Source organism: Thermaerobacter nagasakiensis (assembly GCF_055396825.1).
The window spans coordinates 2,272,554-2,297,685 of sequence record NZ_AP043740.1 but is presented as its reverse complement, the minus strand read 5'-3'; the positions used below and the strand labels follow the sequence as shown (position 1 = coordinate 2,297,685).

General features: G+C 72.3%; 18 protein-coding genes. 17 read left to right on the top strand and 1 reads right to left on the bottom strand.

The annotated features are described in order from the left end of the window. The first annotated feature begins 49 nt into the window (after window positions 1–49). From thrS to ACZ5T9_RS09730, 11 genes are all read left to right on the top strand, one after another. The gene (gene thrS, locus ACZ5T9_RS09780) at window positions 50–1,966 is read left to right on the top strand and encodes a threonine--tRNA ligase (RefSeq protein WP_464834434.1); all 1,917 of its coding nucleotides are present in this window, start codon (window positions 50–52) and stop codon (window positions 1,964–1,966) included. Window positions 1,967–2,117: 151 nt separating this feature from the next. Then, a complete protein-coding gene (locus ACZ5T9_RS09775) occupies window positions 2,118–3,767 on the top strand; it encodes an ABC transporter substrate-binding protein (RefSeq protein ID WP_464832873.1) in 1,650 nt (549 codons plus the stop codon). A gap of 233 nt (window positions 3,768–4,000) precedes the next feature. Continuing rightward, window positions 4,001–5,011 carry an ABC transporter permease gene (locus tag ACZ5T9_RS09770; RefSeq protein ID WP_006903984.1) on the top strand — a complete coding sequence of 337 codons (1,011 nt, stop codon included), beginning with the start codon at window positions 4,001–4,003 and terminating at the stop codon, window positions 5,009–5,011. Between the two features lie 39 nt (window positions 5,012–5,050). Next, a complete protein-coding gene (gene nikC, locus ACZ5T9_RS09765; protein ID WP_006903983.1) occupies window positions 5,051–5,953 on the top strand; it encodes a nickel transporter permease in 903 nt (300 codons plus the stop codon). 452 nt (window positions 5,954–6,405) lie between these two features. Next, window positions 6,406–6,972 carry a translation initiation factor IF-3 gene (gene infC / locus ACZ5T9_RS09760; protein WP_464832872.1) on the top strand — a complete coding sequence of 189 codons (567 nt, stop codon included), beginning with the start codon at window positions 6,406–6,408 and terminating at the stop codon, window positions 6,970–6,972. 166 nt (window positions 6,973–7,138) lie between these two features. Further along, window positions 7,139–7,336, top strand: coding sequence for a 50S ribosomal protein L35 (gene rpmI / locus ACZ5T9_RS09755; RefSeq protein WP_006903981.1), 198 nt, complete (start codon window positions 7,139–7,141; stop codon window positions 7,334–7,336). A gap of 159 nt (window positions 7,337–7,495) precedes the next feature. Then, window positions 7,496–7,855: a 50S ribosomal protein L20 gene (gene rplT, locus ACZ5T9_RS09750; protein ID WP_006903980.1), complete on the top strand. Its 360-nt coding sequence runs from the start codon at window positions 7,496–7,498 to the stop codon at window positions 7,853–7,855. 608 nt (window positions 7,856–8,463) lie between these two features. Next, the gene (ltrA, locus tag ACZ5T9_RS09745) at window positions 8,464–9,756 is read left to right on the top strand and encodes a group II intron reverse transcriptase/maturase (RefSeq protein WP_464834381.1); all 1,293 of its coding nucleotides are present in this window, start codon (window positions 8,464–8,466) and stop codon (window positions 9,754–9,756) included. Between the two features lie 83 nt (window positions 9,757–9,839). Continuing rightward, window positions 9,840–11,270 carry a TrkH family potassium uptake protein gene (locus ACZ5T9_RS09740; protein WP_464832870.1) on the top strand — a complete coding sequence of 477 codons (1,431 nt, stop codon included), beginning with the start codon at window positions 9,840–9,842 and terminating at the stop codon, window positions 11,268–11,270. A gap of 130 nt (window positions 11,271–11,400) precedes the next feature. Further along, window positions 11,401–12,060, top strand: coding sequence for a potassium channel family protein (locus ACZ5T9_RS09735; protein ID WP_006903978.1), 660 nt, complete (start codon window positions 11,401–11,403; stop codon window positions 12,058–12,060). A gap of 117 nt (window positions 12,061–12,177) precedes the next feature. Next, entirely contained in the window at window positions 12,178–13,038 is an 861-nt protein-coding gene (locus ACZ5T9_RS09730; protein ID WP_464832869.1) for a TrmH family RNA methyltransferase, read from the top strand. 63 nt (window positions 13,039–13,101) lie between these two features. Here ACZ5T9_RS09730 and ACZ5T9_RS09725 read toward each other — a convergent pair whose 3' ends face one another. Beyond that, entirely contained in the window at window positions 13,102–13,377 is a 276-nt protein-coding gene (locus ACZ5T9_RS09725) for a TFIIB-type zinc ribbon-containing protein (RefSeq protein WP_006903976.1), read from the bottom strand. Window positions 13,378–14,367: 990 nt separating this feature from the next. On the opposite strand from ACZ5T9_RS09725, the gene pheS reads away from it, so the two are divergent. The 6 genes from pheS to ACZ5T9_RS09695 all read left to right on the top strand — a co-directional run bounded on the left by pheS (window position 14,368) and on the right by ACZ5T9_RS09695 (window position 24,944). Continuing rightward, window positions 14,368–15,492, top strand: a complete 1,125-nt coding sequence (gene pheS, locus ACZ5T9_RS09720) for a phenylalanine--tRNA ligase subunit alpha (RefSeq protein WP_464832868.1) — start codon at window positions 14,368–14,370, stop codon at window positions 15,490–15,492. A gap of 209 nt (window positions 15,493–15,701) precedes the next feature. Then, window positions 15,702–18,269 carry a phenylalanine--tRNA ligase subunit beta gene (gene pheT, locus ACZ5T9_RS09715; RefSeq protein WP_464832867.1) on the top strand — a complete coding sequence of 856 codons (2,568 nt, stop codon included), beginning with the start codon at window positions 15,702–15,704 and terminating at the stop codon, window positions 18,267–18,269. Window positions 18,270–18,539: 270 nt separating this feature from the next. Then, on the top strand, window positions 18,540–19,070 hold the full coding sequence (locus tag ACZ5T9_RS09710) for a cell division protein ZapA (RefSeq protein WP_006903968.1): 531 nt from the start codon (window positions 18,540–18,542) through the stop codon (window positions 19,068–19,070). Between the two features lie 155 nt (window positions 19,071–19,225). Further along, the gene (locus ACZ5T9_RS09705; RefSeq protein WP_464832865.1) at window positions 19,226–21,100 is read left to right on the top strand and encodes a PHP domain-containing protein; all 1,875 of its coding nucleotides are present in this window, start codon (window positions 19,226–19,228) and stop codon (window positions 21,098–21,100) included. 136 nt (window positions 21,101–21,236) lie between these two features. Continuing rightward, complete coding sequence (locus ACZ5T9_RS09700) at window positions 21,237–21,875, top strand: FMN-binding negative transcriptional regulator (RefSeq protein WP_464832864.1); 639 nt, start codon at window positions 21,237–21,239, stop codon at window positions 21,873–21,875. 423 nt (window positions 21,876–22,298) lie between these two features. After that, window positions 22,299–24,944 (top strand): endonuclease MutS2, encoded by a 2,646-nt coding sequence (locus ACZ5T9_RS09695; RefSeq protein WP_464832863.1) that lies wholly within the window; start codon window positions 22,299–22,301, stop codon window positions 24,942–24,944. The last annotated feature ends 188 nt before the right edge of the window (window positions 24,945–25,132 follow it).

Genomic DNA, 25,132 nt, shown 5'->3' with positions numbered 1-25,132 from the left:
AGGACGGTGAGGGACGTTGGACGAACCGGCACGCAGGGAAACCGGGACCATGATCGTGGTCGAGCTGCCCGGCGGCAGCCGTCGGGAACTGCCCCGGGGCATCACGCCCCTGGAGGTGGCCCAGCAGATCGGCCCGCGCCTGGCCCGGGACGCGGTGGCGGCCCGCTGGAACGGGCAGGTCATCGACCTGAACCGGCCCCTCGAAGAGGACGGCCGGCTGGAGATTCTCACCTTCGCCGACGAGGCGGGGCGGGAGGTCTACCGCCACAGCACGGCCCACCTGATGGCCCAGGCGGTGAAGCGCCTCTGGCCGGAAGCCCAGCTGGCCGTGGGGCCGCCGCTGGAGGACGGGTTCTTCTACGACATCCAGACCCCCCGGCCCCTCTCCACGGACGATCTGGAAGCCATCGAGCAGGAGATGGCCCGGATCGTACAGGAAGACCTGCCCATCCGCCGGCGGCCGGTCAGCCGGCAGGAGGCCCTGGATCTCTTCCGGCAGCGGGGGGAGCGGTACAAGGTCGAGATCATCGAGTCCATCCCGGAGGACGAGCCGCTGACGGTCTACGAGCAGGGGGAGTTCGTCGACCTCTGCCGGGGGCCTCACCTGCCGTCCACGGGGCGGATCAAGGCCTTCAAGCTCACCGGCGTGGCGGGCGCTTATTGGAAGGGCGACGAGAAGGGGCCGATGCTGACCCGCATCTACGGCACCGCCTTCCCCTCCGCCCGGGAGCTGGAGGAGCACCTCCAGCGGCTGGAGGAGGCCAGGCGCCGCGACCACCGCAAGCTGGGCCCCGAGCTCGACCTTTTCCACTTCGAGGAGGTGGCGCCGGGGTACGCCTTCTGGCATCCCAAGGGGGCCACGGTGTACGGGCTCCTGGAACAGTTCTCCCGGGAGCTGCAGGCGCGCTACGGCTACCAGGAGGTCCGCACCCCCGAGATCCTGAAGGTCGACCTGTGGCATCGCTCGGGCCACTGGGAGCACTATCGCGACAACATGTTCCTGATCGAGCGGGAGGATGCCCTGTTCGGCGTCAAGCCGATGAACTGCCCGGGGCACTGCCTGCTCTACCGCAGCCGGATCCGCTCCTACCGGGACCTGCCCCTCCGCCTGGCGGAATACGGCCGGCTGGCCCGCTTCGAGCGCTCCGGCACGCTGCACGGGCTCTTGCGGGTACGAGGCTTCGAGCAGGACGACGCCCACCTGTTCGTCCGGGAGGACCAGATCGAAGAGGAGATCGGCCGCGTCCTGGAGCTGGTCGACACCATCTACGGCACCTTCGGCATGCCCTACGAGATCAAGCTGGCCACGCGGCCGGAGAAGTTCATGGGCGATCCGGCCTTGTGGGAGCGGGCGGAGGCGGCCCTGGCGCGGGCCCTGGAGGCGGCGGGCCGGGACTACACCCTGGCGCCCGGCGACGGCGCCTTCTACGGCCCCAAGCTGGACTTCTACGTGATCGACTCCCTGGGGCGGAAGTGGCAGACGGCCACGGTGCAGCTGGACTTCCAGATGCCCATCCGGTTCGACCTGACCTACGTGGACGCCGCGGGCCAGGAGCAGCGGCCGGTGATGATCCACCGGGCCATCATGGGGTCCCTGGAGCGCTTCATCGGCATCCTGATCGAGCACTACGCCGGTGCCTTCCCCGTCTGGCTCGCCCCGGTGCAGGTGCGGGTGCTGCCCGTCAGCGACCGGGACCACGACTACGCGCGCCGGGTGGAAGAACGGTTGCGGGCGGCGGGCCTGCGGGTCGAGGTCGATGCCCGGGACGAGAAGCTCGGGTACAAGATCCGCCAGGCCCAGGTGGAAAAGGTGCCCTACATGCTGGTGGTCGGCGATCGGGAGGCCCAGGAGGGCCAGGTCGCCGTGCGCAGCCGGGACCGGGGTGATCTGGGCAGCCAGTCCCTGGAAGACTTCGTGCGCCTCATCACCGAGAAGGTGGCACAGCGGCAGGGGAACCCGGCTTGACCAGTTTGACCATTTTTTGGGGAGGAACCTCGTCCAGCGCGGCGAAATCCACCCCAACACGGACCCGGAACCGTGCCGCCGGCGCGCCTTGCGCCCGCGGGCGGCAGGGCGGTGTAGATCACTCCCGGGCCGAAGGGTGAGGGGGGCTGTGATGGTGAAGACGTGGCGGCGGCGCCTGCAGGCGCTGGCGCTGGTGGCCGTCCTGGCGGTCCTGGCCACGGCGTGCGGCGCGCCGGCCCAGCCTTCGGGTGAGGGTGGCGGGGGCAGCGGCGGCGGGGAGGCCGGCCTGCCGGCGGACACCCTGGTCTGGGGGCGCGGCGGCGATTCGGTGTCCCTGGATCCGGCCAACGTCACCGACGGCGAGTCCATGAAGGTCACCCACCAGATCTTCGACACGCTGGTGGAGTTCAAGGAGGGCAAGACGGAGGTCGAGCCGTGGCTGGCCACCGATTGGGAGGTCAGCGACGACGGCAAGGTCTGGACCTTCCACCTGCGCCAGGGCGTCACCTTCCACGACGGCACGCCCTTCAACGCCGAGGCCGTGGTCTTCAACTTCGAGCGCTGGATGAAGACGGACAACCCCTACCGGCACGAGGGCGAGAACTTCGAATACTTCGCCTACATGTTCGGCGGGTTCGACGAGGAGTCGGTGATCGAGAAGGTCGAAGCGGTGGACGAGTACACCGTCCGCTTCACCTTGCGGGAGCCGCTGGCGCCCTTCCTGCAGAACCTGGCGATGCCGAGCTTCGCCATCGCCAGCCCCGAGGCGATCAAGAAGTACGGCGCCGACTTCGGCCGCAATCCGGTGGGCACCGGACCCTACAAGTTCGTGGAATGGGTCCCGGACCAGCAGATCGTGCTGGAGGCCTACGACCAGTGGTGGGGCGAGCCGAAACCCAAGATGAAGCGGATCGTCTACAAGGCGATCAAGGACAACTCGGCGCGGCTGGCCGAGCTGATGGCGGGGACCATCGACGTGATGGAAGACCCGAACCCGGCCGACCTGCCCACCATCGACACCGGCCAGTTTGACATCCTCTACCGCGATGCGAACAACGTCGGCTATCTGGCGCTCAACAACGACAAGGAGCCCTTCAACGACGTGCGGGTGCGCCAGGCCATCGCCCACGCCATCAACAAGGAGGAACTGGTCAAGGCCTTCTGGGGCGATCTGGGCCAGGTGGCCAAGAACCCCATGCCGCCCGCCATGTGGGGCTACAACGATGACATCCAGGACTACGAGTACGATCCCGAGCGGGCGAAGCAGCTTCTGGCGGAGGCCGGCTACCCCGACGGGTTCCAGACGGAGCTCTGGACCATGCCCGTGCCGCGGCCTTACATGCCCCAGCCCGAGCAGATCGCCGAGGCCATCCAGCAGCAGCTGGCGGCCGTGGGCATCCAGGCGGAGATCGTCCGCCACGAGTGGGACGTCTATCTGGAGAAGACGGGCAACGGGGAGCATCCCATGGCCCTGCTGGGCTGGATCGGCGACAACGGCGACCCCGACAACTTCCTGTACGTGCTCCTGGACAAGGACAACGCCCGCACGCCCGGTGCCGGCAACATCTCCTTCTACCGCAGCGAGGAGGTCCACCAGCTGCTGGTGCGGGCGCAGCGCACCCCGGACCAGGGCCAGCGGGAGCAGCTCTACCGGCAGGCGCAGGAGATCATCCACCGGGATGTGCCGATGATCCCCCTGGCCCACGCCCGCTCGCCCATCATCGTGCGCAAGGGCGTGGAGGGGCTGGTCCCGAGCCCGCTGGGCAGCGAGAAGCTGCACAAGGTGTCGGTCACCCGCTAAGGCCCGCCAAGTCGCGGGTGCAGGCCCGGAGGTTCGCCGGGTGCTACCGGCGGCCAGGTGCCGGCCGGGCAGCAGGTGGCGAAGGGGAACGGAAGGGGCGCAGGCCGGGGCGGGGACCCCGTCCCGGCCTGCGCCTTGCCCGGGACCCAAGGCCGCCGGAGGCACCCCGGTGGCACCCGGCAGCAGGTGCGGGCGCGGGGCGGGCCAGCGGCCGGAGATAGCGAGGCGAGAGCGTGCTGCGGTACGTGATCAAACGGTTGTTGCTGCTCATTCCGACCCTGTTCGGCATCTCGGTGGCCGTCTTCGGTTTCTTGTACCTGATCCCCGGCGATCCGGCCCAGGCCATCCTGGGGGAACGGGCCACGCCGGAGATGCTGGCCCGGCTGCGGGAGGAGATGGGGCTCAACGATCCCTTCTGGGTGCAATACGGGCGCTTCGCCGGCCAGTTGTTGCGGGGGGAACTGGGGCGCTCCCTGCGCAGCGGCCTGCCCGTCAGCCGGGACATTGCCGTCCGCTTGCCGGCGACCATCGAGTTGACCTTTGCCGCCATGCTGGTGGCGATCCCCCTGGGGGTGCTGGCCGGCGTCATCGCCGCCGTACGGCGCCGCACCATCCTTGACTACGGCGTGATGGCGGGATCCATGGTCGGCGTCTCGATGCCCATCTTCTGGCTGGGGCTCGTGATGATGTACTACCTGGCCGTCGACCTGAAGTGGCTGCCGCCGTCGGGCCGGCTGTCGGTGCAGTACGAGGCCCAGGTCCCCTTCATCACCGGCATGTACCTTGTGGACACCCTGCTGGTGGGCAACCTGCCTGCCTTCGTCGATGCCGCCCGGCACCTGGTCATGCCCGCCCTGGCCCTGGCCACCATCCCGGCCGCCTTCATCGCGCGCATGACCCGCTCCAGCCTGCTGGAGGTGCTTCGGCAGGATTACGTGCGCACGGCCCGGGCCAAGGGCCTTCTGGAGCGCATCGTCACGCTGCGGCACGCCCTGCCCAATGCCATGCTGCCCGTTCTGACGGTGACGGGCCTCCAGGTGGGCAGCCTGCTGGGCGGCGCGGTGCTGACGGAGACCATCTTTTCCCTGAACGGCGTGGGACGGTACATCGTCGATTCCATCGGCTACCGCGACTATCCCGCCGTGCAGGGTGCCGTGTTCTTCGTGGCCACCCTGTTCGTGCTGACCAACCTGGTGGTCGACCTGCTCTACGCCCTGGTGGACCCGCGCATCCGCTACGACTGATCACCGGCTGGTGCCCGGGAACCGCACGGAGGGAGATGCATGGCAGCCCTGTCCCGCCAAGTGGAATCCGCAGCCTCTCTGCCGCCGGCCGCTCCGCTGCCGCTGGGCCACGGATTCTGGCGCCGCTTTCTTGGCCACCGCTCGGCGGTCCTGGGTGGGGGTATCGTCCTGGCCTTCGTCCTGGTCGCCCTGCTGGCCCCGCTTTTGGCACCCTACCATCCCACGGACGACGCGAACCTGCTGCAACGCCTCCAGCCGCCCTCGGCCGAGCACTGGCTGGGCACGGACCACCAGGGCCGCGACGTCCTGAGCCGCATCATCTACGGGGCCCGGATCTCCCTGCGGGTGGGCGTGGTGTCGATGCTGATGGCGGCCGTGGCGGGCACCGTGTGGGGGGCCCTGGCGGGGTACTACGGCGGCTGGTTCGACATGGTCTCCGGGCGGCTGGTCGACCTGATGCTGGCTTTCCCCAGCATCCTGCTGGCCATCGCCTTTGCCGCCTTCCTGGGACCCAGCCTGGAGAACACCATGTACGCCGTCGCGCTGGTCGCGGTGCCCCAGTACATGCGGCTGATGCGCGGCCAGGTGCTCTCGCTCCGGGAGCAGGACTACGTGGCGGCGGCGCGCGCCCTGGGCTTTTCCGATGCGCGGATCATCGTCCGCCACATCCTTCCCAACGCCCTGGCGCCGCTGATCGTTCAGGGCACCCTGGGCGTGGGGACGGCGGTCCTGGATGCGGCGGCCCTGAGCTTTCTCGGGCTGGGCGCGGTGCCGCCCCAGCCGGAGTGGGGGCGAATGCTCAACGATGCCCGGACGGTCTTCCGCGTGGCACCCTGGAACATGACCTTTCCCGGGCTGGCCATCATGCTGGTGGTTCTGGGCTTCAACCTCCTGGGTGACGGCTTGCGGGACCTCCTGGATCCCCGGGCCCGGGACGATTGACGTCACGGGCCGATCGCGGCTCCGGCGCCGCCGGCACGGCACCCCGGCGGCGATTGACGGGCTCTGGCACCGGTGCTACAATGCCTCAGGCTAGTCGCATCCTGCGACGGGCTGGCATTTTTGTCTCAACCGGCAGGCAAGCGGAAGCACGAGCTTCCCACCTCAGCGCGTCCAAACTGCGACTGGGGTTTCGGGCCGGGCGGCCCGGTGGCGATCCTGGCGCGCCGCGGGCACCTGCACACGGGGTGCCGGCGGCAGGGGCAGGGTGCCGTGGAGCCGCCCGGGGGATGAGCGGGCGCCGCTTGCGCCCGTTTGCTGTTTTTGCGGTCGTACGGCAGGTCATGGGACGGGTACCTCCACCCGGGCGGCAAGGGCGGGTGGTGGGGTGCCGGCCAAACTTCCGGAGGTGACGCGCAATCGTCAGGGACCTGCGCGTGAACGAGCAGATTCGCGTGCGCGAGGTCAGGGTCATCTCGCCCGAGGGCGAGCAGCTGGGCATCTTCCCGACCCACGAAGCCCTGCGCATGGCCTACGAGCGGAACATGGACCTGGTGGAGGTGGCACCGCAGGCCCGGCCGCCCGTGTGCCGCATCATGGACTACGGCAAGTTTAAATACGAGCAGGCGAAACGGGATCGGGAAGCGCGCAAGCGGCAAAAGATTGTGGATATCAAAGAGGTCAAGATGCGGCCGCGCATCGACCAGCATGACTTCGAGGTCAAGCTGCGCAATGCCCGGCGGTTCCTCGAGGACGGCGACAAGGTCAAGGCCACCATCATGTTCCGGGGGCGGGAGATCGTCCATGCCGACCTGGGGCGCCAGGTGCTGGAGCGCCTGGCCAGGGCGGTGGAGGACATCGCCACCATCGAGCGCCGCCCCGTGGTGGAAGGCCGGAACATGACCATGGTCCTGGCGCCACGCCCCCAGGTGGTGGGTGCGGCCCGCGCCGAGGCCCGGCCGGCGGCCGGGGAGGGCGAGGGGGCCGCGGGTCCTGCGGGCGAGGAATCGCGCGCCACATGACATCCGGTTCGTCCCATGACCGGTGACGGGGCCTGGCCGCAACCCGGTGGCCGCCGCGGGGCGGCCACCCGGCGGTGAGTCCCGGCATCCGTGCAAGCCGCCAGCAGCGGCTAGCTTGTCTGACAATGTGCCAATTCTCCAACGTTGACCGAAGGAGGCGGGCCCCATGCCCAAGATGAAGACCCACCGCGGTGCGGCCAAGCGGTTCCGCCGGACGGCGCGGGGGCGCTTCAAGCACCAGCGCAGCAACCGCGGGCACCTGAACGAGAAGAAGACGGGCAAGCGCATGCGGCGCCTGCGCCAGCCCGCGGTGCTGGGTAAGGCCGACACCAGGACCGTGCGCAAGCTGCTGCCGTACCAGTAAGGCCGCTACGGTCCAGGCGGCCATGGCCGCCCGAGGACCAGCGGCAGGCCCCGGCGGGAAGCAGCGACGGTCCCGCCGCGGCGCGCGGTGGCAGTCGACGGGGCATCATGCCATCCGCCAGCAAGGCGTCGCCAGCAAGGCGTAAGGAGGAAGGTTTTCATGCCACGGGTCAAGGGCGGTCCCCGGACACGCCGCCGGCACAAGAAGATCCTGAAGCTCGCCCGCGGCTATTACGGCCGGCGGAGCAAGACGTTCCGTGCTGCCAACGAACAGGTGCTGCACTCCCTCTGGTACGCTTACCGGGACCGGCGGGCACGCAAGCGGGACTTCCGCCGGCTCTGGATCCAGCGGATCAACGCGGCCGCACGGCAGTACGGGCTGTCCTACAGCCGGCTGATGAGCGGCCTGCGCAAGGCCGGCGTGGGGCTCAACCGGAAGGTGCTGGCCGACCTGGCCGTCCGGGACGGAGCGGCCTTCCGGGCGGTGGTGGAACGCGCCCGCCAGGCCCTGGGCACCTGACGCCGGGCCGGCGGCGCGGGGCGGCTCGCCACGGCGGGCCGCCCCGCTTGTGTGCGCCCGGCATGGGCGAGTGCTAAGGGGTGAAAGTCCCCTGCGGAGGGTGGCCCCGTACAACCGCTAGCCGAAGGCAAGGGTGCCCGCGGCGACGCGGGATCCGAAGGAAGCCGGAGGCAAAGTCGCGACCCGACGACCAGGAACCGCGGGCGAGGCGGCGCCGTCTGGGCGAGCTGGCACAACACAGCGAAGCCCGAGATGGGCCGAAGGGCGGCGCTGTAAACGCGGCGGGTGTGCGACGAAAGTGCTCGCTCTTACCCGGGGAGGCCTGCCGGTAGGCCAGCGGAGCTGGCAACCCGCGACCGCAAGGCGCGGCTGAGCCGGCAGGAGTCAGCAGAGGCCGTAGTACCGCCGGCCGGGCCGGCAGGAAGGGCCGAACGTCGAGTCCGGGAGGGTGTTGGCGCGTTCGCGCCGGGTGCGAGGAGAGCAGCCAACCCGAGAGGGCCTCGCCCAGGAAGCGGTGGTGAATCCCACCGGGGCCTGGGTGAGAGCGGAGCACCCGGCCGGGACAGACCGGCGCCCCTCCCCGCGGAGGACGTGGTGGCGTGGACCTGATGGAGCAGGTGGTGGCCCGGGAGAACATGGGGGCCGCCCTACGACGGGTGGAGCAGAACCGGGGCGCGCCGGGTATCGACGGCATGACCGTCGAACAACTGCGGGGTTTTCTGCGGGAGCGGTGGCCGCAGGTACGCGCCCAGCTGCTGGCGGGAACCTACCAGCCGCAGCCCGTCCGCCGGGTGGCGATCCCCAAACCCGGGGGCGGCACGCGCCTACTGGGTATCCCGACCGTCCTGGACCGCCTGATCCAGCAGGCTTTGCTGCAGGTGCTGACGCCGATCTTCGACCCCGACTTTTCGGAGCACAGTTACGGCTTTCGGCCGGGACGCTCCGCGCACCAGGCAGTCGAAGCGGCGCGGCGGCACGTCGAGGAAGGGTACGCCTGGGTGGTCGACCTGGACCTCGAACAGTTCTTTGACCGGGTGAACCATGACGTCCTGATGGCCCGGGTGATGCGGAAGGTCGCGGACAAGCGCGTCCGCATGCTGATCCGCCGCTACCTGCAGGCCGGCGTGATGGTCGGTGGGGTGAAGGTGCGGACGGAAGAAGGGACGCCCCAGGGCGGCCCCCTCAGCCCGCTCTTGGCCAACATCCTTCTCGACGACCTGGACAAAGAGCTGGAACGGCGGGGACACCGCTTTGTCCGTTATGCGGACGATTGCAACATCTACGTCCGCTCGGAACGGGCAGGGCACCGGGTCATGGCAGGCGTACGGCGCTTCCTCGAGCAGCGGCTTCGGCTCAAGGTCAACGAACAAAAGAGCGCGGTTGATCGGCCGTGGCGACGCAAGTTCCTCGGCTTCAGCATGTATCACGGCCGGGACGGCGTCCGCCTGCGGGTGGCCCCCCAAACGGTGCAGCGGCTCAAAGACCGGCTTCGCACCCTGACCAGCCGGACGTGGTCCGTTTCCATGACCGAGCGGATCCGCCGGATCAACACTTACCTGCGGGGCTGGCTTGCGTACTTCCGGATTGCGGACATGGCAAGCCTCCTCGATACCGTGGAAGGTTGGCTCCGGCGACGCTTGCAGGCGTGCCTTTGGAAGCAATGGAAACGGCCCCGCACCCGTTTGCGGGAACTCCGCGCCCTGGGACATCCCGAGTGGAAGGCCCGGCAGTGGGCCTTTTCGCGCCGGGGTTATTGGGCCATGGCTGGCGGCCCGCTCAACAGCGCCCTGGGCAAGCGCTACTGGCTTGCCCAGGGGCTGCTGAGCCTGACCCAGTACTACCACCAACTTCGCCATGCTCGACGAACCGCCCGGTGCGGACCCGCATGCCGGGTGGTGTGAGAGGACGGGGCCGTGACCGGCCCCTCCTACTCGATTCTTCCGTTCCAATTGATGGGCCTTCATCAGGAGGAACCCGCTACGCGATGTCCCGATCCGCCGGTTCAACAGGCAACGGCCCTGGCCCGGAGGAACCCGGCACCCGGTGGGCTGCCGGCGAAGGCCGGAACGGTCCGGTCCGCGAGCCCAACCCGGCCCGGGTACTGGCCCTGGGGTTTGCCGGGGTCATCCTGCTGGGCGGCCTGCTGCTGAGCCTGCCCTTCGCCTGGGAGCCCGGCCACCGGGTGAGCTTCCTGGACGCCCTTTTCACGGCCACGTCGGCGGTGTGCGTCACGGGGCTCGTGGTGGTGAACACCGCCGAGACCTTCTCCACGGCGGGCGAGCTCATCATCCTGGCGCTGATCCAGGTGGGCGGCCTGGGCATCATGACCATGTCGACCCTCTTCGCCATCCTGGTGGGCAAGCGCATCACCTTCCGGGAGCGCCTGCTGATCCAGGAATCCCTGGGCCAGCTCTCGCCGGCGGGCATGGTCCGGCTGGTGCTGTACGTGGCGGCCGTCACCGCAGGATTTGAAGTGGTGGGGGCGACCCTGCTCACCCTGTACTGGTGGCTGGCCTACGACATGCCCTTCGGCCTGGCGGCCTATCGCGGCCTCTTCCACGCCGTTTCCGCCTTCAACAACGCCGGGTTCGACGTCTTTGACAGCCGCCGGCCCAGCCTGGAGCGGTTCGCCGGTGACCCGGTCATCACCCTGACCATCGGCGGGCTGATCGTGGCCGGAGGCCTGGGCTTCACCGTGCTGGCGGACCTGGGCCGGCGTCTCCGCCATCCGCGGCACCGGCTGTCCCTGCACACGCGCCTGGTGCTGTGGACCACGGCGGCCCTGCTGGTGCTGGGCACGGTGCTGGTGGCGGCCGGCGAGTGGTCGAACCCGGCCACCATGGGCCGGCTCTCCCCGGGGGGCCGGTTCTGGGCCGCCCTCTTCCACTCCATCACGCCGCGCACGGCCGGCTTCAACATGCTGCCCATGGCCGAGCTGACCAACCTCACGGTCCTCGCCACCATCCTGCTCATGTTCGTCGGCGGCTCGCCGGCAGGCACGGCCGGCGGCATCAAGACCACCACCCTGGCCCTGCTTCTGGCCACGGTGCGGGCCACCGTCCGCGGCGAGGACGAGCTGGTGCTGATGGAGCGGCGCATCCCCACGCTGGTCGTGGCCAAGGCCCTGGCCCTGGCGGTGATGGCCGCGGGCCTGGTGCTGGCGGTGACCGTGGGCATGCTGCTCTGGGACGGTCATTCCCTGGAGGCGACGGTCTTTGAGGTGGTCAGCGCCTTTGGCACCGTCGGCCTGAGCCTGGGCATCACGCCGGAGCTGACGGCGGCGGGCAAGGTGCTGATTCTGCTTACCATGTATGCTGGGCGGGTCGGGCCCCTGACGGTGGCCGTCGCCCTGACCCGGCGCGGCCGGCGCCCGCGGGCGGTGCGGTACCCCGAAGAGCGGGTGCTGGTGGGATAGGCTGCAGGCCGTGGCGGCACGCCAGGCCGCGGCAGCTCCGGCCCGGGGAGGCCGCCGCGGCGGCCGCGACGATCCTTGCCGGGGGCGCCCCGGCAAGGGCCCAGGAAGAGCTCGAGGAGGGGAAGGGCGGATGCCCGTCCGGGAGTTTGCCGTCATCGGGCTCGGCCGGTTCGGCCGGGCGGTGGCGACCACCCTGTACGAGATGGGGTTCAGCGTGCTGGGGATCGACTCCGACGAGCAGGTGGTGCAGGACATGGTCCAGCACGCCACCCACGTGGTGACCGCCGACGCCACCGACGAGGACGTCTTGCGGTCCTTGGGCCTGCGCAACTTCGACGTGGTGGTGGTGGCCATCGGCGACCTGGAGGCCAGCGTCCTGGTGACCCTCATGCTGAAGGAGATGGGGGTCCGGCGGGTGGTGGCCAAGGCCGTCAGCGAGCATCACGGCCGGGTGCTGCAGCGCATCGGCGCCGACCGGGTGGTCTTCCCCGAGCGGGACATGGGCATTCGCCTGGCCCAGCGCATGGTATCGGCCCACTTCCTGGACTACATCGAGGTCTCGCCGGACATCAGCGTGGTCGAACTTCAGGCCGGCGGGGACATGGTGGGCAAGACGCTGGAGCAGCTGCGGCTGCGCAACCGCTTCCGGGTGACGGTCATCGCCCTCCGGCGCGGGGACGAGGTGATCGTGGCCCCGGGCGCCGGGGCCACCATCCAGGCGGGGGACCTGGTGGTGGTCATCGGCAGCAACGAGAACATCCGCCGCATGCAGGAAGAACTCGGCCTCTAGCCGCCCGGTACCGGCCGTGACCCTGCCCTCCGGCATGGCCCCGCCCGCCGGCGGGACCAGCGGGCGGCCTGCCACCGGGCGTGCAACCGGGCAGGGGAGGGACCGCAGGCCAGCGCCATGCTCATCACATCGCCCCACAACCCGCGGATCAAGCGGCTGCGCCAGCTCCAGGAGCGTCGCCACCGCCGGCGCCTGGGCGCCACCCTGGTGGAGGGGCGTCGCTTCGTGGCCGAGGCGCTGGCGGCCGGCCGGACCGTCCGCCAGGCCGTGTACACCGCCGCCTTTGCATCCTCGGCGGCAGGAGCGGCTCTGCTGCGCGACCTGGCCGCGGCCGGCTGCCAGCTGGCGGAGGTGCCGGACCGGCTGCTGGCGGAGGTGGCCCTGACCGAAACGCCCCAGGGGATCGTGGCGGAGGTGGCTGTGGACGAACCCGGCCCCGCCGGTCCCAGCTGGTGGCAGGGAGTGGCAGCGGCCTCCCTGCCCCTGGCCCTGCTGCCCGATGGCGTGCAGGACCCGGGCAACCTGGGGACCCTGTTGCGGGCGGCCGAGGGGCTCGGGGCGGCGGGAGCCGTGATGGTACCGGGTACCGTCGATCCCTTTCACCCTCGGGCCGTGCGGGCGTCGGCCGGCGCCTGCCTGCGGCTCGCGCTGGCCCGGGCGGGCGACGCGGCGGAGGCCGCCCGCGCCGCCCGGGCGGCGGGCCTGGCGGTGTGGGTGGCCGAGGCCGGTGCGGCCACCGCCTGCTGGGATGTGGACTGGCGCCGCCCCGCCCTGCTCGTGGTGGGCAACGAAGGGGCCGGCGTCAGCCCCGCGGTGGCCGGGCAGGCCACGGGCCGGGTGGCCATCCCGCTGGCGGGGGGCATCGGGTCCCTTAACGTGGCCATGGCCGGGACCATCCTGCTCTACGAGGCGGCCCGGCAGGCTGCGAATTCCGGTTCCGGGCCCGGGACCGGCCAGGGGGCGGGGGCCCTCTCCTGAGCGGCGGCCCTCCGGCCGAATCGGGTGGCCGCAGCCCGTCCCGAGAAGCCCGGTCGCCCAGGTTCAGTCGCCGAAGAAGGGCAGGTCGAAATCGAACAGATCGTCGAGAAAGTGCTTGCGCCGCTTGCGGCCGTAGGGGTGACGCGTGTACGGGACCTCATGGCCGGTCTCCCCGCGGTGCCGGAAGTCTTCCTCCTCCCAGCGCTCGGCGCCGGCCAGGAGCTTCTCCAGCTCGCCCCGGTCGAGCCACACGCCGCGGCACTCGGGACACACGTCGATGGTCACGCCGCGACGCTGGACCTCGCGCATGGGCACCTCGCACAACGGGCAGCGGATCATGATCCCACCTCCCAGCCCATGGTAGCCCAGGGGGCCGGGCGGAGCCAGCCAGACCCGCAGGGCAGGGCCGGTGGAAAAGGCCCGCACCGGGCCCGGGGCGGGGCTTGGGATGGCCGTGCCCTGGCGCTGGTTGTGGGATTTCCCGGAGCCATGCTATAATGCCCGCAACTGGCAGGCGGCCGCCAGGCAGGGAGAGGTGCGGAGATGGGTCCGCTGACGGCCGACGTCTTCTGGCAGCTGTTCGAGCGCACCGGGTCGGTGGTGGCGTTTCTGCTGTACCGGTTGTTCCTGGGCGCCGACGGCTGACGGGCGCCGGCAGCGGCGGCAGCCGGTGGGTGCCATGGCAACCGGATCCGTACCGTCACCGCCCTCAACGGCATGTCCCAGGGGCCGGTTCGACAACCGCCCCATCGGCGGCGGGCGCAGGCCGATCCCAGGCGGCGCCTCCCATCAGCGTAGCCAGCGACAGCCAGGCGATCTTCCAGCAGATCTGCGAGGAACGGGTCGAGTAGTCCGGAGACGGCCCTGCAGAGAGGGCGGGCCGGAGGCTGCAAGCCCGCCCGGGCGACGGCCGGATGAAGTTCCCCCGGGAGCAGGCGGCTGAACGGGCGAGATGCGGCGGCCAAGCCGGTGTGCGGTGGAAGCTGGTTCGTCCCAGTAGGCCGTTCCGGGAGGGGCCCGTTATCGCCCCAGCGGTCGGTCACGGTGTCGGGGCCCAGGGGCGTGGCGCCCGGCGTGGCGCCCGGCGCCGTCGCAGCGGCCCGGGCCCGGGTTGTGCCGTGCCGACCCGCCGAGGCGCCGTGCCGCGAGGCCGGCGCGAACCAGGGTGGTACCGCGGAGCTCGTCCGCCCCCGGAGGGGGCGGCTTTTTTGTTGGCTGCAAACCCGTCGAGGGGACGTCCCCATGGATGTGCACGGCCCCATCGAGGCACGGCCAACCCGTAACGCGCAGGGCCGGCCGAGCAGGGGTTAGGGAAAGAGGTGGCACGTGGTGACCCAGGGTGCGATGGAACCCCAGCAGGGGAGACAGGCACCGCCGGTGCGCGGCGAGGATCCCGGCGCCGGCAGGGGTACGTCCGGCCCGGCTCCCGATCCGGAGGGCATCGCCCAGCTGCAGCACCAGGCGGAGGCCGCCATCGCCGCAGCCGAAAGCCTGGCGGACCTGGAACGGTTGCGGGTCGAGTGGCTGGGCAAGAAGGGCCGCATCAGCCAGCTGCTGCGGCAGATGGGAAGCCTCCCGCCCGACCGGCGGCCGGCCTTCGGCCAGCGGGCCAATGCGGCCCGGCAGGCGGTGGAGGAGGCCCTGTCGCGGCGTCGCCGGGAGCTGGAGGCCCAGGAAGAGCGGCGCCGCCTGGCGGCGGAACGGATCGACGTCACATTGCCCGGGCGCCCGGTGCTGCGGGGGCGGCGGCATCCCCTGCGCCGGGTGGAGCTGGAGATCATCGCCATCTTCCGGGGGCTGGGGTTCACCGTGGCCGAAGGGCCGGAAGTGGAGCGGGATTACTACAACTTCGAGGCCTTGAACATCCCGGCGGACCATCCGGCCCGCGACATGCACGACACCTTCTACCTGACGGGCGACATCCTGCTGCGCACCCACACCTCCCCGGTCCAGGTGCGCTACATGCAGGCCAGGGCGCCCCAGCTGCCGGTGCGGATCATCGCCCCGGGGCGGGTGTACCGGCGGGACGACGATGCGACCCACTCGCCCATGTTCCACCAGGTGGAGGGCCTGCTGGTGGACCGGGGGGTCAGCTTTGCCCACCTGAAGGGCACCCTGGCCGAGTTCGCCCGGCGCATGTTCGGCCCCCAGACCCGCTACCGGTTCCGGCCGAGCTACTTCCCCTTCACCGAGCCCAGCGCCGAGATGGACGTCTCCTGTCCCCTGTGCGGGGGCAGCGGCTGCCGCACCTGCGGCGGCAGCGGCTGGATCGAGATCCTCGGCTCGGGCCTGGTCCACCCGGCGGTGCTGCGGGCGGGGGGGTACGACCCGGAGCAGGTTTCGGGTTTCGCCTTCGGCATGGGCATCGAGCGCATTGCCATGATCAAGTACGACATCGACGATCTGCGCCTGTTCTTCCAGAACGATCTGCGGTTTCTCGGCCAGTTCCGCTGAAGGCCGGGGTGGGGCGCGGTGCCCCAGGCCGCGGGGCGTGCCGGCCCCTGAGGACGGGCCGGTTTCGGCGACCGGGCCCCCTGGCGGGCCGGACGGCCTGGCGGGCGGTGGCCCGGCGGTGCCCCGCGGACCCGCCCGGTCGCCAGGCCGCCCGGTCGGCAGGGTGGGACAGGGGATAAGGTGTTGCGCTGACGGGGAGGAAGGCCAAGGTGCGCGTGCCGGTGGAGTGGTTGCGGGACTTCATCGACGTGGAAGAGGATGCCCGGACCCTGGCGGAGCGGCTCACCGCCCTGGGCCTGGAGGTGGAGGCCGTGGCGGTGGTGGCGCCCGAGGCCCGGGGTGTGGTGTCGGCCCGGGTGGAGACGGTGGAAGCCCACCCCGAGGCAGCGGGTCTCAAGGTCTGCCGGGTGGCGGCGGGACCCGCCGGCCGGTTCACGGTGGTCACGGGGGCACCCAACGTGCGCCCCGGCATGGCGGTGGCCATGGCCCTTCCGGGGGCGGTGCTGCCCGGGGGGATGAACATCGGCGTGCGGGACGTGCGGGGCGTGGCGTCGGAAGGTATGCTGTGCTCCATCGCCGAGCTGGGTCTGGGGGACCGACCGGCCGACCGGGCCGGGCTGGCCGACCTGGAGGACCTGGCCGGGGGCGACCCCGCGGAGGTGCCCGCGGCGGGGGCGGACCTGGCTCCCTGGCTCGGCTGGAGCGAACCGGTGCTGGAGCTCAGCCTGACGCCCAACTACGCCGCCCATTGTCAGAGCATCCTGGGCATCGCCCGGGAGCTGGCGGCCGCCACGGGCCGTTCCTGGCGCTTTCCCTGGGACCGGCAGGGGGAAGGGGGATCCGGCAGGCAGGCCGCCGCGGGTGTCCCGGCCGCGGGCGCCCCGGGGCCGGAGGCGCCGGGCGGGTCCGGCGGCGGCGAACCCGGGCGGCGAGAGGCTTCTTCAGGGCCGGCGGAGGCGTTCCTGGGAGGCGACTGGCCTGTAAGGGTCCGCATCGCCGACCCTGAGGGGTGCGGCCTGTACGTGGCCCGGATCCTCCTGGATGTGCGGCCGGGCGGCTCGCCCCTCTGGCTGCGCCGGCGCCTGGTGGCGGCCGGCATGCGGCCCATCGACCGCATCGTCGACGTGACCAACTACGTGATGCTGGAGCTGGGCCAGCCCCTGCACGCCTTCGATGCGGAGGCCGTCGGCGGGGGGACGGTGGTGGTCCGCTCGGCGGCGCCGGGGGAGGCGCTGGAGACCCTGGACGGCCGCCGGCGTACCCTGGCGAAGGACGACCTGGTCATCGCCGACGCCTCCCGGCCCATCGGCCTGGCGGGGGTGATGGGCGGCGGCAATTCGGAGATCACCCCGTCCACCCGGGTGGTCCTGCTGGAGTCGGCCTGGTTCGAGCCGCGGCGGGTGCGGCGCACCGCGCGGCGGCACGGCCTGCTGACCGAAGCGGCCCAGCGCTTCGAGAAGGGGGTTGACCCCCAGGGCGTGGTGCGGGCCGCGGACCGGGCCATGGACCTGTTCCAGCAGGCCGGCGCCGGCCGGGCGGTGCCGGGTGCCGCGGTCGCCCGGGCGCGGGCCTTTCCCGAGCGTCGGCTGCCCTGGCGTCCCCAGCGGCTCCGCCAGTGGCTCGGGGTCGACCTGGACGACAGGACCATGGCGGGTCAGCTGGAGCGGCTGGGGTTTGCCGTGGACCCCCAGGCGGGGCAGGTCCGGGTGCCCTCCTACCGCACCGACATCGAGGGGGAGGTGGACCTGGCCGAGGAGGTGGGCCGGGTCTACGGCCTGGACCGGATCCCCGCCCTGTTGCCGGGCGGGATCCCGGCGCCCGACCAGGTCTCGCCCCTCCTGGCGCTGACCTGGCAGGTGCGGGAGGCCCTGGCCCGGGCCGGGGCCCAGGAGGTGGTCAGCTGGGCCTTCACCCGGCCGGCGGTGTGGGACGGGCTGCGGCTCCCGCCGGACCACCCCTGGCGGCGGGCCATCCCCCTGCTCCACCCCTTGGCGGAAGAACACAGCCTCTTGCGCACCACCCTGTTGCCCGGCCTGCTGGACGTCCTGGCCTACAACGCCCGCCGGCAACAGGCGGGGGCGCTGGTGTACGAGGCGGGGGCTGTGTTCGTCCCCCAGTCTCTGCCGCTGGAAGAGTTGCCGGCGGAGCCCGTCCGGGTGGGCCTGGCGGGTTTCGGCGAGCTGGGCGGCCTGCACTGGGCGGCGACGCCGGTCCCCATGGACTTCTTCACCCTGAAGGGCGTGCTGGAGGCGCTGCTGGACGAGCTGGGCATCCCGGCGGCGGCCTGCCGCTGGGAGCCGGTGGAGGAGCCGTGGCTTCACCCGGGCCGGGCGGCCGGGCTCTGGCTGGAGGGGCGGCGGGTGGGCTGGCTGGGCGAGCTGCATCCCCAGGTGGCGGCGGCCTGGGACCTGGCGGGCCGGCCCGTGGCGGCGGAACTGGACCTGGAGGCCCTGCTGCCCGCGGTGCAGCCCGTACCCGCCTACCGGCCGGTGCCCCGGTTCCCGGCGGTGCGCCGCGACATCGCGGTGCTGGCTCCCCAGGAGATGCCCGCGGCGGCCATCACCCAGCGCATCCGCCAGGTGGCGGGCCCGCTGCTGGAAGCCGTTCACCTGTTCGACCGGTACACGGGGCAGCCGGTGCCCGAAGGGCAGGTCAGCCTGGCCTTCGCGCTGGTCTACCGGGCGGCGGACCGCACCCTGACCGATGAGGAGGTCGACGGGGTCCACGGCCGGGTGCGGCAGGCCCTGGCGGACATGGGGCTGACCCCCCGGTCCTAGGGCGACTTGCCGGGGCGCTCGCCCGGCGGGCTGGGCCTTCCCGCCAGGGGGCGCCGGGGTGCCGCGTCCCGGACCGGCCCTGGGTTCCCCAGCCGGCGGGCGCGGCGGTCCGCAGGCCGGCTGGGGCGACCGCCGGAGGTGGCGGCCGGGGGCGGGAGGGCCCGCACCCGCGGGGGTGACGGGAGAAGGGCTCTCCCGGGGCTCCGTTTCCGAAAGCGGCAGGAAACGGCGGGTGCTATCCGAAAGCACTATCGCGGGAGGGGCCCGGACATGCGTGATGTGCCTCCGGCCGGGGGTCAGGACGAGGGGACAACCCACCGGGTCACGGTGCGGATCTTCGGGGAGGAGTACGTCCTCCGGGGTGAGGCGCGCCCGGCGTACATGGAACGCCTGGCCGACATGGTCGACCGGCGCATGAACGAGATCGCCAAGCGCCACCCGCGCCTGGGCATCACCCGGATCGCCGTCCTGGCCGCCATCAACCTGGCCGATGAGCTCACCAAGCTGGAAGAGCAGTACCAGCGCGTGCTCGGCATGCTGGAGCGGGAATGGGACCGGCGCAAGCGGGAACTCAACGGCCGTTCGTCCGGGCAGGGCGCGCGCACGGCCGCACCCGGTGCCACGGGCGGGAGCGGCGGGGTACCGGCGGGACCGGGCAGCGGCGGCGCGCCGGGGAGCACGGCCGCGGCCGGGCAGGGGCTTCCGGCGGGAGGATCTGCGGCAGGGCCCGGCGGACCGGCCACGGGGCGGCCTGATGGCTCCTGGTCCGGCGGGGCGTCCCCGGCCGGGGATGACCGGTGAGCCCGCAAGAAGGCACCCGCCGTAGCCCGCGCCCTGGCGCCGCCGGCGGGTCCGGGAGTTCTGCCGGACCGGCGGGCGGCGGCCGTTCCCCCCGCCCGGAGCCCGCGGGCGGGACCGGTGGCGACCCGCCCGGCGGGGCCGCTTCGGTACCCGCCATGACCAACAAGCGGGTCGCCGCCCTCCTGGAAGAGATCGCCGACCTGGTGGAGATCGACGGCACCGACGCCCGCAAGGCCGGCGCCTACCGCCGGGCCGCCCGCACCGTGTCCGCCCTGCGGGACGACCTGCGCCAGTACCTGGAAGGCGACCGCCTGCTTTCCCTGCCGGGGATCGGCCCCGCCATCGCCGCCAAGATCCGCGACTTCTACGCCACCGGTTCCACCCGCCTGCTGGACGAGCTGCGTGCCCGGGTGCCGGCGGGAGTGCAGGCCCTGCTGGCCGTTCCCGGCCTGGGCCCGCGGACGGCGGCGCGGCTCTTCCACGAGCTGGGCATCGACTCCCCCGCCGCCCTGAGGGAAGCCCTGGAGGATGGGCGGGTGGCCGCCCTGCCGGGCATGGGGGAGGCTCGGGCCCGCAAGCTGCGGGAGGCCCTGGACCGGCTGGACCGGGAGGGCCGGCGGCTCAACCTGGGGGAAGCCCTGGCGGTGGCGGCCGCCGTGGCGGAAGAACTGGGCCGGCAACCCGGTGTGGTCGAGGCGCTGCCGGTAGGCGCCGCCCGGCGCGGGGTGGAGCAGGTGGAGGCGGCGGAGGTGCTGGTCCTGGCGGAGGAACCGGCGGTGGCGGCCGCTGCGGTGGCCGCCTGGCTCGGACCGCAGGACGGAACGGCAGCTGCCTCCGGCGGCCTTGATGCCCCGGCGGGGGCAGGGGCCGGTAACCGGGATGCCCCGGCGGGGGCCGGCGGCAAGGGCGCTCCGGTGGGGCCCGATAGGGACGGCAGCCTGCGGGTTCTGGCCGGGACCACCGGCGAGGGCTGGCCGGTGCGGGTCACGGTGGCGCCCCTGGCTGCGCGGGCCGCAGCCCTCCTCTACACCACGGGCAGCCAGGCCCACTGGCGCCAGTTGCAGCAGCGGGCCCGGCAGCGGGGATGGGAACTGGAGCCGGCGGGGTTGCGGTCCCCGGGGCGTGGCCGTGAAGGAGCAAGCGGCGAGGAAGCGTCCCTCTACCGGTGCCTGGGTCTGGAGCCCGTTCCTCCCGAACTGCGGGAAGGGCAGGGTGAGGTGGAGGCCGCCGCCGCGGGCCGGCTGCCCCGGGTGGTGGCCGTGGCCCAACTGCGGGGCGATTTGCATGTCCACAGCCGCTGGAGCGACGGCGCCGCGTCCATCGCCGAGATGGCCGCGGCGGCCCGGGCACGGGGTTACCGGTACCTGGCCATCTGCGACCACAGCCGCTCCCTCAAGGTGGCCCACGGGCTGGAGATCGCGGAACTGGAGGCCCAGTGGGCCGAGATCGACCGCCTGAACGGCGAGCTGAAGGCGGAGGGGGTCGATTTCCAAATCCTGAAGGGGGCGGAGGTGGACATCCTCAAGGACGGGCGCCTGGACTACCCGGACGAGATCCTGGCCCGCCTCGATGTGGTGGTGGCGTCGGTCCACACCCACCTGCAGCTGGACCGGCAGGCCATGACCGAGCGCCTGCTGGCGGCGGCCGAACACCCCCACGTGGACATCATCGGCCACCCCACGGGACGCCGGCTGGGTTTCCGGGACCCCTACGACGCCGACCTGGAGGCGGTGATCGCCGCCGCCGCGCGTTACGGCACCGCCCTGGAGATCAACGCCTCGCCCGAGCGCCTGGACTTGCCTGCCGTCTGGGCCCGTCGCGCTGCGGAAGCGGGGGTCTGGCTGGTCATCGACACCGATGCCCACGCGCCGGAACAGCTCGAGCAGGTGGTCCTGGGCGTCAAGGTGGCCCGCCGCGCCTGGGTCGAACCCGGCCAGGTCCTCAACACGCTGGACCGGGACGCCCTGCTGGCGTGGCTGGAGGCGCCCAAGGGCCGGCGGCCCGGGCCGCCAGGGACTGCTGGCGCCTGAAGGGCGGCAGGGTGATTCGGCCCGAACGGCCCCCAAGACGACAGTTCGGGGCGCCGTGCGGCTCCGGCCGCCGGGAGCCGGCCAGCCGGCCCGTGCGGGTAACCCGGCCGCCGGCTCCAATAGGAGGTACGGCTCGGTGTACGTTCCCCGCCATTTTCAAATGGACCCGGCGGAAGCCGTCGCCTTCATGCGGGCCCATCCCTTTGCCATCCTGGTCACCGCGGCCGGTGGCACGCCGGTGGCGACCCACCTTCCCGTTCAGGTGCATGAGCAGGGTGAGCGAATCGGGATCACGGGGCACATCGCTGCCGCCAACGAGCAGAAGGAGACCTTTGCCGGCGGAACCACGGCCTTGCTGATCTTTCACGGTCCCCACGCCTACATCTCCTCCAGCTGGTATACGGTGGCCGAGGTTCCTACATGGAATTACCTGGCGATCCACGCCTACGGGACCCTGCGTACCCTGTCGGAGGAAGAGCTCGAAGCGGACCTCAAGGACCTGCTGCTCCAATACGAGGGGCACCGGGAGAACGGGCGCCTGTGGGACACTCTGCCCCCCGAATTGCTGGCTCGTCAGATGAAGGGTATCGTGGGGTTTCGGGTGGACGTGACGCGCCTGGAAGCCAAAGCGAAGATGAGCCAGAACCGGAAGGACATCGACTACAAGCGCATTGTGGAGCGGCTGGAAGAGTCCCCCGACCCCATGGACCATGCCGTGGCCGCCTGGATGCGGGCCCACCGGCAGCATCTGTTCAAGGGACCGGCCCAGGGATAGGTTCACCGGTGGGAGCAATCGAGCCGGAGGGACAACCCGAAGCGACCCGGCGGCGGCCTGCCGGCTGGCGCCACGGGCAACCCGGCACCGGCCCCCGGGCTGCGCCACCGGCCGGAGCCACCGGCCGGCGAGCCACCCATCGCAGCCACCGGCTGCTTCGGCCGGCTGGCGGTCCGCCGGTCGAAGCCACTCGACGTCGTGCCCGGCGCCGGCCCTCCGATGCAGACCCTCCGGCACAAGTCACCGGCTCACCCCGCCCGCAGCCCGCTCCGGCTTGCATCACCGTTGCCATCCGCCGGGCCCCTGGACTATGGTCGGAGAGGAGAAGGGTCGCGGGGCCATGGATCCGCCGCAGGCCGGCCGCCGCCGGGCAGCGGCGGGGGCCGGGCATCGCCCGGCGGCACGGGACCCAGGGAGGCCACCATGGATCCACGCAGTCTGGACCGGCTGGAGTATGCCAAGATCCTGGAGCTTCTGGCCGCGCAGGCCAGTTTTTCTTTGGGGGCGGAGCGTTGCTGCGCCCTGGAACCCTTGACGGACCCTGAGGCCGTCCGGGAGCGCCAGGCGGAGACGGAGGAGGCGGCCCGCCTGCTGGAGCGGGAAGGGGAGATCCCCCTGGGCGGCCTGGCCGACATCCGCCGTTCTCTGCAGAGGGCGGCCAAGGGGGGCATGCTGGCGCCGGACGAACTCCTGGCGGTGGCGGGTACGGCCCGGGGCGCCCGGCGCCTGAAGAGCTTCCTCGCCCAGCGGGAAGCCACCTGCCCGCGGCTGGCGGCCCGGGCGGCGCGGCTGACCCCACAGCCGGCCCTGGAGGAAGCGGTGGCGGCCGCCATCGGCGAGGACGGCCGGGTGCGGGACGAGGCCAGCCCGCGGCTGGCGAGCCTGCGGCGGCGCCTGGCCGACCTGGAAGAGGCCATCCGCCGCCGGCTGGAGGAGATGATCCGCTCGCCCCAGTGGGCGGCGGCCCTCCAGGAGCCCCTGGTCACCCAGCGGCGGGGCCGGTTCGTCCTTCCTGTCAAGGCCGAGGCCCGGGCCCAGGTGCCCGGGGTGGTCCACGACCAGTCGGCCAGCGGCGCCACCCTGTTCATCGAACCCATGGCGGTGGTGGAACTGGGCAACCGCCTGCGGGAGGCCGAGGCGGAAGAACAGGAAGAAGTGGAGCGGATCCTGGCCGAACTCACCCGCCTGGTGGCTGCGGCAGGCGACGAGCTGGCGGCCACCCTGGAGGAGCTGGCGGAACTGGACGCCATCGTGGCCCGGGGCCGGCTGGCCTTGGCCATGCGGGCGGAGCGGCCCGAGACCCTGGACCGGCCCCGGGTCGACCTGAAGCGAGCCCGCCACCCCCTGCTGGGACCGGGTGCGGTGGCCATCGACGTGTGGCTCGGGGAAGGGGCCGGGTTCGACACCCTGGTGATCACGGGACCCAACACGGGCGGCAAGACGGTGACCCTGAAGACCGTGGGCCTCCTGGCGCTGATGCACCAGGCGGGCCTCCACATCCCGGCGGCGCCCGGCAGCGCCCTGGGCGTGTTCCCGCAGATCTTCTGCGACGTGGGGGACGAGCAGAGCATCGAGCAGAGCCTGAGCACCTTCTCGTCCCACATGAGCGCCATCGTCGGGTTTGCCCGGGCCGCCCGGCCGGGCGCCCTGGTGCTGCTGGACGAGATCGGCGCCGGCACGGACCCCGACGAGGGGGCCGCCCTGGCGGTGGCCCTGATCGAGCACTTCCGCTCCCGCGGCTGCCTGGTGGTGGCCACCACCCACTACAGCGCCCTCAAGGCGTACGCCTACCAGCAGCCCGGAGTGGAGAACGCCAGCGTGGAGTTCGACCCGGAAACCCTGCGCCCCACCTACCGGTTGTGGATCGGCCTGCCCGGCAAGAGCATGGCCCTGACCATCGCCCAGCGGCTGGGCCTGCCCGAGCCCATCGTCCAGCGGGCGCGGCAGGTGATGGGAGCCGGTGCCCACCGGGTGGAGGAACTCATCGCCGCCATGGAGGCGGACCGGCGGGAGATCGCCGCCCTCCGCGCCGAGGCGGAGACCCGTCGCCGGGAGGCCGAGGCCCTGCGTCACCAGCGCCTCCGGGAGATGGAGGAGCAGCGCCAGGAGCACCGGGCGCGGCTGGAAGCCCTGGAGCGGGAGATGGCCACAGCCCTGCAGGAGGCCCGGCGGCAGACGGAGGGCCTCGTGGCCCGCCTGCGGGCGGCCATGGGGCGTCTGGAAGGGGCGCTGGAGGAACTGGCCCGCGCCCGCCAGGCCCTGGTGGAAGGGGATGCCTTGGACGCGGGAGAGGGGCCGGCGGCCGCCGTCGCGGCCGTGGAAGCCCGGGCCGCCGAGGCCCTGGCTGCGGCCCGGGCGGTCCTGGAGGAGACCCGCCAGGGTCTGGGCGATCTGGAGGGTCGGGCGGCCGCGGTCCGGCAGCAGGCCGAGGAAGCCCGGCGCCGGGCGCGGGAAGGGGCCGCGGCGGCGCTGGCGGCCGCCTTGCGGCCGGGCGCTCGGGTGGAGGTGCTCAGCCTGCGCCAGGAGGGCGAGGTGCTGGAGGTGCCCGCCGACCCCGGCGAGCCGGTCACCGTCCAGGCCGGCATCCTGCGCCTGCGGGTGCCGCGGTCAGACCTGCGCCTTCTGGACGAACCGGCCGCCGCCGGGCCGGGGGGCCGGGCGGCAGGACCGGGCGCTGGCACCGCCGGAGCGGCGGCCACCGGCAGGCGCTCGGGCCGGGGGCGCCGGGCGGGCGAGCCCGCTCCCGCCACGCCGGAGGGCACGGCCCCGACGGGGGCCCTGGAGAGGGCGCGGCTGTTGCAAGCCAAGGCGCGGGACTTCGAGCCGGAGATCCACCTGCGCCAGCTGACGGTGGACGAGGCTCTAGCTCGCCTTGACAAGTACCTGGACGACGCCATCCTGGCCGGGGTCCCCCAGGTGCGCATCATCCACGGCAAGGGGACGGGGGCGCTGCGCCGGGCCGTTCACGACTACCTGCGCAAGCACCCGGCCGTGGCCTCCTACCGGCTGGGAGCACCCAATGAGGGCGGTGCGGGGGCTACGGTGGCGGTGCTGAAGGACAGCCTGTAGACCGTCTCGCGACGGAGCGGGCCCGGTACCTTGAGCGGCGAGGGCAACGACCGGTGGCTCGGCCGCCGGCGGCGGCGCCCGGCGCCCGGCGGAGTTCATCCTGACAGTCGATGCAAGCCCACACAGCAGGGGGCCCGGCTGCAGCCGGGCCCCCTGCTCACCTGGATCCTGCCGCCCGTTCCCGGCGT

Coding starts and splice junctions, on each gene's coding strand:
- thrS (WP_464834434.1), top strand. CDS start 50: ATGATCGTGGTCGAGCTGCCCGGCGGCAGCCGTCGGGAACTGCCCCGG.
- ACZ5T9_RS09775 (WP_464832873.1), top strand. CDS start 2,118: ATGGTGAAGACGTGGCGGCGGCGCCTGCAGGCGCTGGCGCTGGTGGCC.
- nikC (WP_006903983.1), top strand. CDS start 5,051: ATGGCAGCCCTGTCCCGCCAAGTGGAATCCGCAGCCTCTCTGCCGCCG.
- rpmI (WP_006903981.1), top strand. CDS start 7,139: ATGCCCAAGATGAAGACCCACCGCGGTGCGGCCAAGCGGTTCCGCCGG.
- rplT (WP_006903980.1), top strand. CDS start 7,496: ATGCCACGGGTCAAGGGCGGTCCCCGGACACGCCGCCGGCACAAGAAG.
- ltrA (WP_464834381.1), top strand. CDS start 8,464: ATGGAGCAGGTGGTGGCCCGGGAGAACATGGGGGCCGCCCTACGACGG.
- ACZ5T9_RS09740 (WP_464832870.1), top strand. CDS start 9,840: ATGTCCCGATCCGCCGGTTCAACAGGCAACGGCCCTGGCCCGGAGGAA.
- ACZ5T9_RS09735 (WP_006903978.1), top strand. CDS start 11,401: ATGCCCGTCCGGGAGTTTGCCGTCATCGGGCTCGGCCGGTTCGGCCGG.
- ACZ5T9_RS09730 (WP_464832869.1), top strand. CDS start 12,178: ATGCTCATCACATCGCCCCACAACCCGCGGATCAAGCGGCTGCGCCAG.
- ACZ5T9_RS09725 (WP_006903976.1), bottom strand. CDS start 13,377: ATGATCCGCTGCCCGTTGTGCGAGGTGCCCATGCGCGAGGTCCAGCGT.
- ACZ5T9_RS09710 (WP_006903968.1), top strand. CDS start 18,540: ATGCGTGATGTGCCTCCGGCCGGGGGTCAGGACGAGGGGACAACCCAC.
- ACZ5T9_RS09705 (WP_464832865.1), top strand. CDS start 19,226: ATGACCAACAAGCGGGTCGCCGCCCTCCTGGAAGAGATCGCCGACCTG.
- ACZ5T9_RS09695 (WP_464832863.1), top strand. CDS start 22,299: ATGGATCCACGCAGTCTGGACCGGCTGGAGTATGCCAAGATCCTGGAG.